The following is a 12,829-nucleotide window of genomic DNA, read 5'->3' as shown; positions in this document are numbered from 1 at the left end:
CTCGTGGACTAGCGTAGTGGTCGACAGCCCGAGTCGTGACCAGACGCGTCCGCGGGTTTGTCGAATGTTGCAGGAGGGACGCGTGTGACCGGACCGGAGCCCACCCCCGCGCCGTCTTCCAAGGGCGGTGCCGGAGGCTTTCTTGGTGCCCTGACCCATGCCCGGTGGCGGTCGTGGCTCAGTGTGGGGGCGGTCGCCGTGCTGGCCGGTCTCATGTTCAGCGCCAGCGCCCGGCTGGCCGACGGCGGCGGCGCCGGCAACCGTGACCCGCAGGACCTCGCGCAGCTCGTGGACACCGAGACGAACCGCGTCACCGACCTCACCGAGCGCAGCAGCGAGCTGGACCGCGAGATCGAGGCCCTGAGCGCGCGGGCCGGCACGACCGTGCCGACGCTGGACGACGACGTGGTGCGGCGCGAGGGCGTGGTGTCGGGATCCGAGCCGGTGCGTGGCGCAGGTCTGACCGTGACGCTCGACGACGCACCGTCGACGTCGGTCGGGGCGGGGCCTGGCGGCGTCGAGCCGCAGCCGGATGACCTCGTGGTGCACCAGCAGGACCTGCAGCACGTCATCAACGCGCTCTGGGCCGGCGGGGCCGAGGCGATGACCCTGCAGGGCGAGCGGGTGACGTCGACGTCGGCGTTCCGGTGCTCCGGAAACATCCTGCTGCTGCACGGCAAGGTCTTCTCACCACCGTACAAGGTGACGGCAGTGGGAGACCCGGCGAAGATGGAGGCGTCGCTCGACGAGTCCGAGGGTGTGCAGACGTACCTCGAGTACGTGGACTGGGTACACCTGGGCTGGGACGTGCGGCGTAGCGACCACCTGGACCTCCCCGCGTACGACGGCGGCGGTCTGCAGTACGCGACGGTTCCCGATGGTACGGAGGTCTTTGGATGACCCACGCGCAGGCCGGCCACAACGTGCCGCTGCCACAGGAGGTGTTCCCCATCGCGTATCAGCGCGGTCCGTCCGGGATGGGGCCGCGCAACGCGCGGCGTCCCCAGTCGTCGGGATCCCCCATGCGGCCCGTCGCCTGGCTGATCGGCGTGATGGGCGAGCTCCTCGTGACGGCAGGTCTGGTGCTCGGGCTGTTCGTGGTGTGGCAGCTCTGGTGGACGGACGTCGAGGGCGCGCGCGCCCAGAACGAGATCATCGCCGAGATGGACTGGGAGGCCACTCCGACGGGCCCGCAGACCGCCGAGGAGAACCTCGGCCCGCCGCCGGTCATGGCGGAGCCGCCGCAGGCCGGCACGCCCTTCGCGCAGATGTACATCCCGCGGTTTGGCGACGACTACGTCAAGCCGATCGCCGAGGGCACGGACAAGGCGACGGTGCTCGACACCATCGGCATCGGGCACTACGTGGGCACCGCCATGCCGGGCGACCTGGGCAACTTCGCGATCGCCGCCCACCGCACGACCTACGGCAAGCCGTTCAACCAGATCGCCGAGCTCAAGCCCGGCGACCCCCTCGTCGTCCGCACCAAGGAAACCTGGTACGTCTACAAGGTGACCGAGTCGCAGATCGTCTACCCGCAGAACGTCGAGGTCATCGCCCCGGTCCCGGGTGTCACCAAGGACGAGCCCATGCCCGAGCTGACGCAGCGGTTCATCACCCTCACCTCCTGCCACCCGATGTTCTCCGCGACCGAGCGGTACATCGTGCACGGTGAGCTCGAGTACTGGTCGCCCGTGGGCGAGGGCAAGCCGAAGGAGCTGGTGAGCTGATGTACGCGCTGCTGTGGCGGGCCATCCCCGGCCCCGGCTGGTTCAAGTTCCTGGTCTGCCTCGTGCTGGCGTTCGGCGTGATCGCGGTGTGCTTCACCCAGTTCTTCCCGTGGCTCAGCGACTACATGCCGTTCAACGACACCACCGTCGGCGCGTAGCATGCCTGCATGACGCGCATCCTCGTCGTCGACAACTACGACTCGTTCGTCTACACGATCGTCGGTTATCTCGACCAGATCGGCGCCCGGACCGTTGTGGTCCGGAACGACGCCGTGCCCACCCCCGACGCCGACGGCCGCTTCTGGTACGACGGCGACGACGGCGCGCCCGTGCCCTACGACGGCGTGCTCGTCTCCCCCGGCCCCGGCACCCCCGCGGAGGCCGGCGCGTCCGAGGACGTGATCCGAGCCTGTGCCCGGTCGCGTACCCCGATGCTCGGCGTCTGCCTCGGGCACCAGGCGCTGGCCGAGGTGTTCGGCGGCAAGGTGACGCACGCGCCGGAGCTCATGCACGGCAAGACGAGCCTCGTGGAGCACTCGGGCCAGGGCGTCCTCGCGGGCCTGCCCGCGCCGTTCACCGCGACGCGCTACCACTCGCTGGCGGTGACGCCGGACAGCGTGCCGGCCGAGCTCGAGGTGACCTGCTCGACGGCGTCGGGCATCGTCATGGGGCTGCAGCACCGCGAGCTGCCGCTGCACGGCGTGCAGTTCCACCCCGAGTCCGTGCTCACCGAGGGCGGGCACCGGCTGCTGGCGAACTGGCTGGAGACCTGCGGGCTCGAGGGCGCCGTGGAGCGGGCAAAGGGAATGGCGCCGCTGGTCATCTCCTGACCTGCGACGCCATCGTGTGGTGCGGCCCCTGACCGGTCTCCCGGTCAGGGGCCGCATCGCGTTACGGGATGATGTCCTCGCCGTCGCCTTCCGCGCCGCCCTCCGGGCCGGTGGAGATCACCAGGTTGATGTACGAGCCCACGTCGACGGTGGAGCCCGGAGCCGGGTCGGACCGGATCACCTGGCCGGCGGCGAAGATGTCCGAGGACTCCTCAGACGCCTGCTGGCACGTGATCTGCACGCCGGTGCACGCGACCTGGGCCTCGTCGAGCGTCTTGCCGACGAGGTCCGCGGGGACGGTCGTCTCCTTGGGCGCCGGCGCCTCCGCGATGTAGACCGTCACCGAGGTGCCCTGCTTCACGTCGCCGGCCTCGGGGTCGGTGCGCGACACCGTGCCCGGGGTCACCTCGTCGCTCTCCTCGGTGTCCCACTGGATGGTGCCGAGACCGAGGTTCGCGAGCTGTGCCGCGGCGCCGTCCTTGGACTGCCCGACCACGTTCGGGAGCGTGGTGTTGCCGGTCGAGAGGTAGAGGACGACCTCCGAACCCTCCTGCACGGCCAACCCCGCGCCCGGCTCGCTCTTGGTGACCTGGCCCTGGCTGACGTCCGGGCTGTTCTCGGACTCGGTGCCGCTGACCGAGAGGTTCAGCTCCTCGAGCTTGGCCCGGGCGTCCGCCTCGGACAGGTTCTTCAGCTCGGGCATGGTGACCTGACCCGGCGCGCCCGCGACGAAGACGGTGACCGTCGAGTCCGGCTCGACCTGCTCACCCGCGCCAGGGTCGGTCGTGCCGGTCGTCTGGCCCTCGTCGAGGTCGGACTCCTTGTCGATGGCCTTCTGGAACGTCAGCCCGGCGGCCTCGATCTGTGCCTTCGCCTCGTCGGCGGTGATGCCCTCCGCGATCGTGGGCACGGCGACCGTCGTCGGCTCCTCCTCGCCACCGCCGTTGATGACCATGGCGATGATGATGGCCGCGACCGCCGCGAGGGCGATCCCGAGCAGCCACCACATGAGGGCCTTGCTCTTCTTCTCGGGCTCGCGCTGACCGTTGCGGGTCTGTGGGCCGGGGTAGCCGTTGCCCGGCGTGATCGGGCTCTGCTGCGCGGTCGCCGGGCCCCAGTTGCCCTGGCCCGGCGTCATGACCTGCGTGGCCCCGTAGGCGGGCTGGCCCGCGACCTGGGTCGCGCCCATCATCGCGGCACCGACCATGGGTGCGGTGACCTGGCCGCCGCGCATCGCGGCCTCCAGGTCGCGGCGGAACTCCGCCGCGGTGCTGTACCGGTGGTCCCGGTCCTTGGTGAGGGCCTTGAGCGTGATGCGGTCCAGCACGTCGGGGACGTCGGTCGCGACCTCGGACGGGCGCTGCGGCTCCTGGCCCACGTGCTGGTAGGCGACCGCCACGGGCGAGTCGCCCTGGAACGGCGGACGGCCGGTGAGCAGCTCGAACAGCATGCAACCGGTCGAGTACAGGTCGGAGCGCGTGTCCACCTGCTCGCCCCGGGCCTGCTCGGGCGACAGGTACTGCGCGGTGCCGATCACGGCGTTCGTCTGCGTCATGGTCGCGGCGGAGTCGGCCATGGCCCGGGCGATGCCGAAGTCCATCACCTTGACCGCGCCCGTGGGCGTGATCATCACGTTCGCGGGCTTGATGTCGCGGTGCACGATGCCCGCGTGGTGGGAGTACTCCAGCGCGCTCAGCACGCCGACCGTGATCTCCACGGCCTCCTCGATCGGCACGGCCGAGCCGTCGGTCAGGATGTCGCGGACCGTGTGGCCCTCGACGTACTCCATGACGATGAACGGCACGTGCACGTCCTCGCCGGCGGCGTTCTGGTGGATGTCCTCGCCGGTGTCGTACACGGCGACGACGGCCGGGTGGTTCAGCGCGGCAGCCGACTGGGCCTCGCGCCGGAAGCGCGTGAGGAACGACGGGTCGCGAGCGAGGTCGGAACGGAGCACCTTGATCGCGACGGTACGACCGAGACGGGTGTCGTGGCCGATGTGTACCTCGGCCATGCCGCCACGGCCGACGAGCTCGCCGACCTCATAACGGCCGGCGAGTACGCGGGGCGTGTTCTCCACCACTCATAGGTCCTTTGATGTCGTGGCCGTCTGCCTCGGGGCATACGACTCGTTGAGGAGCATCATCCCAGAAGCGGCCAGTCCGGCCGCTGCCGGGGGATTCAGCGTTTCGGCGTAGATTTCGGAGGAACCCCACGGCTCCCGCAGCGCGCCGTCGTCGCCGCCCCCGGTGACCAGCATGATGAGGATGACCACGAGCAACAGCCCGACCAGTGCGACGAGCGGCCAGGACACCCGGATCCCGAGGCGATCCTCGATCCCGTTCACCCAGCCCTGGATGTCGGACGACAGGCTGCGCCGTCCCTTCCCAGGGTGCCCTCCCGAGCGCCCCTGCTGGGGGACCCGCCGCCCGTCCTGGCGTGTCGAGTGCAGGTCGCGGCGCGACGGGTAGGCCCGCGCGGCGCCGTTCCCCGTGCCCGCGGCCGGCGGGACATACCCGGGTGCGGCGGCCTGGCCGTAGGAGTCGGAGCCGTAGGCGCCCGACGTCGTGCCGTACCCGGCCGAGTCGGAACCGTAGCCCGCCGAGTCCGAACCGTATCCGGCGGAGTCGGCGCCGTACCCGGTCGAGCCGTATCCCCCGGACGCGGGTCCGCCGGCCGGGGTGCCCGGCGCCGGAGAGTAGGGGCGTCCATAGGCGTCCGTCCCGTAGGTGCCCGACGTCGTGCCGTACCCGGCCGAGTCGGAACCGTAGGAGCCGGAGCCGAACGGTCCGGAGCCGTAGCCGCCTGCCGGGGTGCCCGGGCCGTAACCGCCCGCGGGGTTCCCGGAGCCGTAGCCGCCCGCCGCCGAGCCCGAGCCGAAGCCGCCGGCAGGCGCCCCTGGACCGGGCGAGGGCTGGGGCGGCGCGGACTGGGCGTTGGCCACGGTCGTGTGCCGACCGCCGCTGGTCGGGCCGAACGGGGACTGCCTGCGGGCGTGCGAGGGGCCGGGCTGCGGCGCGCTCGACCGGCCGTTGCCGGAGCGCTGCGTGGTGGAGGCCTGGCCGTCGCGGCGCGAGCGGCGCGCGTAGCGCGAGCTGCCGAACGGGTCCTCGGCGATCTCCGCGGCGAGCATGTCGAGGTGCCGCGCGAGCTGGTCGGCCGACGCGATGCGCTGCGCCGGGTCCTTCTCCAGCATCTGCGTGATGGTCTCGGCCAGCCCCGGGTGCACCGAGGTCGGCAGCAGCGGCATCGGCGCGTTGACGTGCGCGATCGCGATGTCGACCGGCGTCCGGCCGGTGAAGGGACGGCGGCCCGCCGTCGCCTCGTAGGCGACCACGCCGAGCGCGTAGATGTCCGAGGCGCCCGTGGCCGACTGGCCGACGGCCTGCTCGGGGGACAGATACTGCGCGGTGCCCATGACCATGCCCGTGGCGGTCATGGGCACCTGGTTCTGGGCGACCGAGACGCCGAAGTCGGTGATCTTCACGGTGCCGGAGTGCTCCAGCAGGATGTTGCCCGGCTTCACGTCACGGTGCACCACCCCCGCGAGGTGCGCGGCGTGCAGGCCGCGCGCGGTCTGCGCCAGGATCGGCAGCAGCCGGGCCGGCTGCAGCACCGGCTCCCGTTCGAGCAGGTCGGCGAGCGGCTCGCCCAGGACCAGCTCCATGACGAGATAGCCGGCGCCGTTCTCCTCGCCGTAGTCGAACATCTGCGCGATGTTGGGGTGGACGAGGGTCGACGAGTTCCGGGCTTCGGTGCGCAGGCGGCGGAGGAAGTCCTCGTTGCCCGTGTACTCCTCGCGGAGCACCTTCACGGCGATCTCGCGCGCGAGCTTCTCGTCGCGCGCGACCCAGACCTCGCCCATGCCGCCCATGGCGATGCGCCGCACCAGCTTGTAGCGATCACCCAGCGACAGACCCTCGACCGGTCTCATTTCGAGATCGCCGCCTGCATGATCTGCGCGGCGATCGGGCTGGCGAGGGCGCCACCCGTGGTCTCGTTGGTGGACTGGCCCTCGTTCTCCAGCACCACGGCCACGGCGACCTGCGGGTCGTCGGCCGGGGCGAAGGAGGTGAACCACAGCGTGGGCGACCGGGGGTCGTCCTCGGCGGTACCGGTCTTGCCGGCCACCTGGACACCCGGGATCTGCGCGCCCGTGCCGGAGCCGTCCTCGACCACCGCGACCATCATCTCGGTCAGCGCGTCGGCTGTGGACGAGGAGAACGGGCTCTTGTAACGGTTCGGCTTGGTCTGGCTGACGAGCTCGAGGTCGCTGTCCCGCACGCTCTGGATGAGGTAGGGCTCCATGAGGTCGCCGTCGTTCGCGATGGCCGCGGAGATCATGGCCACCTGGAGCGGCGTCATGCGGAGGTCGCCCTGGCCCATGCCGGACAGCGCGATGCGCGCGGCGGAGTCGTCCGTAGCGCTGTCGGAGAGGCCCGGGTAGACGCCGACCGAGGTCGTCATCGGGATCTCGAGCGAGTCGGTGAAGCCGAAGTCCTGGAACATCTGCTGCATGCCGTCCTTGCCCACCGTGTTCGCAAGTCCGAGGAAGGCGGTGTTGCAGGAGATCCGCAGGGCGTCCTTGAGCGTCATCTGGCCCGTCGTCGAGCAGGTCTCGCCGTCGAAGTTCCGCACCTTGCCGCCGTCCCCGGTCGTGCCGGGGAGCTGGTAGTCGTTCGGCGCCGGGATCTGGGTGGAGGGCGACATGCCGTCGTACTCGATCGCGGCGGCCGACGTGAGCAGCTTGAACGTCGAGCCGGGCGGATAGATCGCGTTGATGGTGCGGTTGATCGTGGGGCCGTAGGGGCTGAGCCGCTCCTCGCCGCCGATCGAGTTGACCTGCGGCTTGGCGTTGAGGACCTTCTCGGCGGCAGCGGTGGCCGCCTTGCCGTCGTGCGAGGACAGCGCGTTCGGGTCGAACGAGGGCTTGGAGACCATCGCGAGGATGGCGCCCGTCTTCGGGTTGATGGCCACGGCCGCGCCGACGTTGTCGCCCAGGGCGTCCCAGGCGGCCTTCTGAACCTTGGGGTCGATCGTGAGCTCGACCGAGGAACCCTGCGCCTCCTCGCCCGTGATGAGGTTCTGGAGGCGGTCCAGCCAGAGCGAGTCGTCCTCGCCCGCCAGGTAGCTGTTCGCGTACCGCTCCATACCGGTGATGGAGCCGTTGATGCTGAAGTAACCCGTGACCGGCGCGAACACGGCGGCCGCACCGGCGTCGCCGTCGGAGTAGGTGCGCTGGTACTTGAAGTTGTCGTCCACCGGGACGGACGTGACGATCGGGTCGCCGTTGCTCACGACGATCGGTCCGCGATCCCGGCCGAGCGCGCTGTAGGTGCCTCGGACGTTCCTGGGATCCTCGTTCAGGCTCTTTGCCTGGACGAACTGGATCCAGGTGGTCGAGACCATGAGGGCCAGGAACATCACCATGACGACGGTGGACAGGCGGCGCAGGGTCGCGTTCACAGGTCCACCCCCCGCACGATCTGGGTCGCCTCGTCGGGCGTCGGTCCGCGGCCTGCACCGGCCTCGGTCCCCGCCTGGACCGGGGCCGCACCCGGCCCCCCGACCTCGATCGCGCCGCCGCCCACCACTGCGGGCGCGGGGTCGGCCAGGGTGCCGCGGGTCGGCAAGGCCGACGGTCGCCGGGCGGCGTCGGAGATACGCAGCATGAGGGCGATGACTATCCAGTTCGCGAGCAGGGACGATCCACCCTGCGCCATGAACGGCAGGGTCAGACCGGTGAGCGGGATGACGCGGGTGATGCCGCCCACGACGACGAAGAGCTGCAGCGCCATGACGAACGCGAGGCCGCCCGCGAGCAGCTTGCCGAAGCCGTCACGCACGCCGATCGCGTGGCGCAGGCCGCGCTGCACGATCACCAGGTAGATCAGCAGGATCGCCAGCAGGCCGGTGAGGCCGAGCTCCTCGCCCAGGGAGGAGTACACGAAGTCGGAGAAGGCGAACGGCACGCGGTCCGGGAACCCCTCGCCCCAGCCGGCGCCGAACATGCCGCCGTACGCCATGCCGAACATGCCCTGGACGATCTGGTAGGACCCGCCGAAGACTCGGTCGTAGAGCTCCGGGTTGAGCGGGTCGAGCCAGACGTCGACACGGGCCTGCACGTGGCTGAAGATCGACCAGGCGACGACGGCGCCCGCGGCGAACATCGTGAGGCCGATGACGATCCAGCCGACCCGGTCGGTGGCCAGGTAGAGCATGCCGACGAACAGACCGAAGAACAGCAGGGAGGTACCGAGGTCCTTCTCGCCGACGAGGACCGCCAGCGAGACGGCCCAGACGATGAGGATGGGGCCGAGGTCGCGCAGGCGCGGGAGCTGGAGGCCCAGGAACTTCTTGCCGGCCAGCGCCAGCGTGTCGCGGTTCGCGACCAGGTAGCCCGCGAAGAACACGGCGAACGCGATCTTGGCGAACTCGGCCGGCTGCAGCGAGAACGGGCCGATGAAGATCCAGATCTGTGCGCCGTTGATCTCCTTGCCCAGGCCGGGGACCAGGGGGAGGACGACCAGCACGATGCCGACGATCATCGCCGTGTAGGTCAGGCGGCGCAGGCTGCGGTGGTCGCGGATGACGAAGATGATGATGCAGGCGAGGATGATCCCGATCGCGGACCACATGATGTGCCGCGGCGCGTTGGCACCCGCCATCATGACGCTCGGCGACAGGTCGAGCCGCAGCACCATCGCCATGCTGACGCTGTTCAGGAGGATCACGGCGGGCAGGATCACCTGGTCGGCGTAGGGCGCCCGCAGCCGGAGCACGATGTGCGCCGTGAAGGCCAGTGCGGCCAGGACGAGCGAGTACGTCCAGAACCCCTCGGGCAGGCCGTCCTCCATGGAGTAGCCCACCATCCACATGCCGCCCATGCCGAGCGCCAGCGCGACGACCAGCAGGATCGCCTCGGCGACGCGGGCCGGGGCCTTCTCCTCGGGCTGAAGGGCGGTCATCCGTTCCCTCCCGTCGCGGTGTCCTTGGAGGCGGTGGGCGTGGACTTCGGCGTCGAGGTGCTGGCCGGCTCGCTCGAGGTCGGCGTCGGGGTGGACGAGGGCGACGGCGAGGCCGACGGCTCGGTCTCCACGGTCGCCTCGGCGATCAGCCGCTCGGCGCGCCCGCGGGCGTCCTCGAGCGAGGTGGCGCGGATGGTCTCGTTCACCCGGTCCGCGACGAAGGTAGGCAGGTCGTCGACGCGCGTGCCCGTGAGCTCGACCGCCGTCGAGAAGGTAAGAGGCCCGGCCGTGGCCGGGATGCCGCGGAACACCGCGACCTGGCCGTCGGACTCACCCACGTAGTACTGGGTCTGGGTCCAGCGGTAGCCGCCCCAACCCGCCAGGACGAGGCCCACGACCAGCAGCAGCGCACCGACCACGGTGAGCCAGACGCGCTTCTTGCGCGTCGGCGCCTCCTCGTCGGTCTCCTCGGCCAGGTCGTCGTCGGGCTGGATGTCCGGCTGGTACTGCTCCTCGTCGGTGCCGCCCGCGATCATGGCCTGCTCGAGCGTGTCGGCCAGGTTGTCCTGGGCCGTCGGGTCGGACAGCACGCCCACCGCCACGGGGGCCGGTGCCTGCTGTCCGCCCTGCGCCGCGCCGCCGCGGCTGAAGCCGGTCACGGTGTCGCCGTCGATGTCGGAGTGCGGAGCGGCGCTCGTCGAGGGCGTGCCGCCGCCGGCCGCGGTCACGCCCGCGAGGGCGGCCGAGCCGACGATCTCCGGGGTGACGGTGGCCGTGGTGCCCGCGGCGGCGGCGTCGTCCAGGACGTCGGCCACGACCACGGTGATGTTGTCGGTGCTGCCCGCGCGCATGGACATCGAGACGAGCCGCTCGACGGCGTCATACGGGTCGGGGACGGTGCTGAGGACCTCGGCGATCTCGCTGTCCGGCACGAACCCGGACAGGCCGTCGGAGCAGAGCATCCAGCGGTCGCCCGGCACCGCCTCGCGGATCGACAGGTCGGGGGTGAGGTCCAGGTCGAAGTCGCCGAGGACCCGCATGACGACGTTGCGCTGCGGGTGGCTCTCGGCCTCGTCCGGCGTGATCCGGCCGGTGTCGACCAGGTGCTGCACGAAGGTGTGGTCCACGGTGACCTGGGCGAGCGTGCCGCCCCGCAGCAGGTACGCGCGCGAGTCGCCCAGGTGGGCCATGGCAAGCGTGTTGCCGGACTTCAGCAGCGCGGTGACGGTGGTGCCCATGCCGGCCAGGTCCGGGTCGGCCGTGGTGGCGTCGACGAGGTCCTGCCGGGCGCGGTCGATCGAGCGTTCCAGCTCGGACATCGATTGGTCGGAGCTGTGGTCGGGCCGGTCGAGGCCCACCAGGGCCGCGATGGTCAGCGCGGACGCGACGTCGCCGCCGGCGTGCCCGCCCATCCCGTCGGCCACGACGAGGAGGTTGGGCCCCGCGTACGCGGAGTCCTGGTTGTTGGAGCGGACGAGGCCGACGTCGGAGCGCGCGGCATACCGCAAGGTCACGGTCACGTGGTGGTCATCCCTGGAGCTCGACGACGGACTGTCCGATCTGCACGCCTACACCGAGGCCGAGCGGGATGACGCCCTGCACCCGCTCCTCACCGATGTAGGTGCCGTTCGTGGAACCGAGGTCCTCCACGAACCACTGGCCGCCCTGGGGAAAGATCCGCGCGTGACGCGAGGACGAGTAGTCGTCGTCGAGCACGAGGGTGCAGCTCGGCGCGCGCCCGATCAGCACTCCGGACGAGGTGAGGGGAATGGTCGTCCCGGTCAGCGGGCCGGCAACCACGACGAGCCGCGACGGGCCACCGCGCTGGGGTGCGCGGGGCGCACCGCCACCCGGGGTCGGCGTCGGGGCCGGCCCCGCCAGCTCGGGCCGGCGCCGCCGGCCGCTGGACGTGCGTGGCCCCGCGAGGTCGCGCCGAAGCACTGCGACGGCGGAGAGCACGAACACCCACAGCAGCACGAGATAGCCCAGCCGGAGCAGGGTGAACGTCAGCTCACTCATTTCGGTTTATTCACCAGTCCTCGTTGTCCGCACCGGACGCGCTGCCGGTCCAGAACATGATGCGGGTACGGCCGATGGTCATCGTGTTGCCATCGAGCAGGGTCGCGGCAGGAACCTGGTGGCCCTCGACGTACAGGCCGTTGGTGGAGCCCATGTCGGTCGCCACGACGCCGTCCGGCGTCACGCGGATCTCGAGGTGACGCCGGGAGACACCCGGGTCGTCCACCACGATGTCCGCCTCGGCGTCGCGCCCGATGACGGTCACCGGTCCGGTGAGCAGGTAGCGCTGACCATCGATGTCGATGAGCGGGTGCCGTCCCGTCGGCGCGCCGGAGGTCGCCGGGGCGACGCTTCCCTGCACGCTGCGCGACCGCACGGTGAAGCGGCCGGGCACCAGCTCGTACTGCTCGTCGAACGTCACGCTCACAGGGCCCACGAACGCGTAGTGCTGCGTCGCGGCGTACGCCGTGATGTTGGACGCGAGCTCGTCGGCGAGGGTCTGTGCACCCCACGCCTCGATCTGGGCGAAGTCGTCGGGAGCAAGCTCGATCGTGAACTCGTTCGGTGCGACGGTACGGTCGCGTCCGACGACCGCGGCACGGTCGTCCAGTTCACGCCGCAGCCTGCTCGCCAGCTCGACGGGCTTCACTTCGCCACGTCCCACCTTGGCGAACGCGTTGTTCATCATGCGCTCCACGCTCTTCTCGAAGCGGTCCAGGGCGCCCATGCCACCTCCTTCCAGGGTCTGCGCCGGGCAGACTACCTAGATCGTATAGACCGGTAGGTCCCCGCAGACTCCAATACTGTGGATGTCCTGCGGATCTTCTCCGATCTTCCCTCAGGTGGCGCGGCGAGGAGAGACGTGGGCGGATCCGCACGCTACTAGACCTGCGGCGGGACGTGAACCACTTCACGGTTATTGGATTCGGAACTGCCCTCCGAGTCGTGCTAGCGTCATCCTCGCAGCGCGCGAGTGGCGGAATAGGCAGACGCGCACGGTTCAGGTCCGTGTGCCCGAAAGGGCGTGGGGGTTCAACTCCCCCCTCGCGCACGTTGTACGCAAGGCCCCGGCTCAGAGAGTCGGGGCCTTCGTCATGCCCGGGTTCGGGGCATCGCGGTGTGTCCGAGATGGGTACTTCTCCCCGATATTTCTGGGGTCGGGCGCCGAAAGGCCGGGGTGGGGGAGGCGTCGGGAGTCGCCCCCCCCCCCCTTTGGGGGTTCCCCCGTTCCTCCCCGTCCTCCGGTGGTCCCCCCCCCCTTGCTCTTTCCCCCCCCCCTTGT

The 12,829-nt window shown here is 70.7% G+C and carries 11 protein-coding genes and 1 tRNA gene; 5 read left to right on the top strand and 7 right to left on the bottom strand.

What is annotated here, in order from left to right; genetic code table 11:
* Positions 1–84: 84 nt before the first annotated feature.
* Genes ACFV9Q_RS13185 through ACFV9Q_RS13170 form a run of 4 tightly spaced genes read left to right on the top strand, consistent with a single transcriptional unit; the run spans position 85 to position 2,560 of the window.
* Complete coding sequence (locus tag ACFV9Q_RS13185) at positions 85–900, top strand: DUF881 domain-containing protein (protein ID WP_377234785.1); 816 nt, start codon at positions 85–87, stop codon at positions 898–900.
* On the top strand, positions 897–1,730 hold the full coding sequence (locus ACFV9Q_RS13180) for a class E sortase (RefSeq protein WP_377234784.1): 834 nt from the start codon (positions 897–899) through the stop codon (positions 1,728–1,730). The genes ACFV9Q_RS13185 and ACFV9Q_RS13180 overlap by 4 nt, the downstream gene beginning before the upstream one ends.
* Entirely contained in the window at positions 1,730–1,888 is a 159-nt protein-coding gene (locus ACFV9Q_RS13175) for a hypothetical protein (RefSeq protein WP_285100577.1), read from the top strand. Before ACFV9Q_RS13180 ends, ACFV9Q_RS13175 begins: the two co-directional genes overlap by 1 nt.
* A gap of 9 nt (positions 1,889–1,897) precedes the next feature.
* The gene (locus tag ACFV9Q_RS13170; RefSeq protein WP_377234783.1) at positions 1,898–2,560 is read left to right on the top strand and encodes an aminodeoxychorismate/anthranilate synthase component II; all 663 of its coding nucleotides are present in this window, start codon (positions 1,898–1,900) and stop codon (positions 2,558–2,560) included.
* Positions 2,561–2,621: 61 nt separating this feature from the next.
* On the opposite strand, the gene pknB is transcribed toward ACFV9Q_RS13170, so the two are convergent.
* Genes pknB through ACFV9Q_RS13135 form a run of 7 tightly spaced genes read right to left on the bottom strand, consistent with a single transcriptional unit; the run spans position 2,622 to position 12,274 of the window.
* Positions 2,622–4,643: a Stk1 family PASTA domain-containing Ser/Thr kinase gene (gene pknB, locus ACFV9Q_RS13165; RefSeq protein WP_377234782.1), complete on the bottom strand. Its 2,022-nt coding sequence runs from the start codon at positions 4,641–4,643 to the stop codon at positions 2,622–2,624.
* The gene (locus ACFV9Q_RS13160; protein WP_377234781.1) at positions 4,644–6,494 is read right to left on the bottom strand and encodes a protein kinase; all 1,851 of its coding nucleotides are present in this window, start codon (positions 6,492–6,494) and stop codon (positions 4,644–4,646) included.
* The gene (locus ACFV9Q_RS13155) at positions 6,491–8,026 is read right to left on the bottom strand and encodes a peptidoglycan D,D-transpeptidase FtsI family protein (RefSeq protein WP_377234780.1); all 1,536 of its coding nucleotides are present in this window, start codon (positions 8,024–8,026) and stop codon (positions 6,491–6,493) included. Before ACFV9Q_RS13155 ends, ACFV9Q_RS13160 begins: the two co-directional genes overlap by 4 nt.
* A complete protein-coding gene (locus ACFV9Q_RS13150; RefSeq protein WP_377234779.1) occupies positions 8,023–9,528 on the bottom strand; it encodes an FtsW/RodA/SpoVE family cell cycle protein in 1,506 nt (501 codons plus the stop codon). The genes ACFV9Q_RS13155 and ACFV9Q_RS13150 overlap by 4 nt, the downstream gene beginning before the upstream one ends.
* On the bottom strand, positions 9,525–11,042 hold the full coding sequence (locus ACFV9Q_RS13145; protein ID WP_377234778.1) for a PP2C family protein-serine/threonine phosphatase: 1,518 nt from the start codon (positions 11,040–11,042) through the stop codon (positions 9,525–9,527). The genes ACFV9Q_RS13150 and ACFV9Q_RS13145 overlap by 4 nt, the downstream gene beginning before the upstream one ends.
* Before the next feature lie 13 nt (positions 11,043–11,055).
* Positions 11,056–11,547 (bottom strand): FHA domain-containing protein, encoded by a 492-nt coding sequence (locus ACFV9Q_RS13140; RefSeq protein WP_377230919.1) that lies wholly within the window; start codon positions 11,545–11,547, stop codon positions 11,056–11,058.
* A gap of 10 nt (positions 11,548–11,557) precedes the next feature.
* The gene (locus tag ACFV9Q_RS13135; protein WP_020017306.1) at positions 11,558–12,274 is read right to left on the bottom strand and encodes a DUF3662 and FHA domain-containing protein; all 717 of its coding nucleotides are present in this window, start codon (positions 12,272–12,274) and stop codon (positions 11,558–11,560) included.
* 240 nt (positions 12,275–12,514) lie between these two features.
* Here ACFV9Q_RS13135 and ACFV9Q_RS13130 point away from each other — a divergent pair.
* Positions 12,515–12,598 (top strand) — tRNA-Leu (locus ACFV9Q_RS13130).
* Positions 12,599–12,829: the final 231 nt, after the last annotated feature.

The organism is Promicromonospora sp. NPDC059942 (assembly GCF_042731755.1).
Lineage (GTDB): Bacteria > Actinomycetota > Actinomycetes > Actinomycetales > Cellulomonadaceae > Promicromonospora.
The sequence above is the reverse complement of the archived record's forward strand: the minus strand, read 5'-3'. Positions and strand labels throughout refer to the sequence as shown.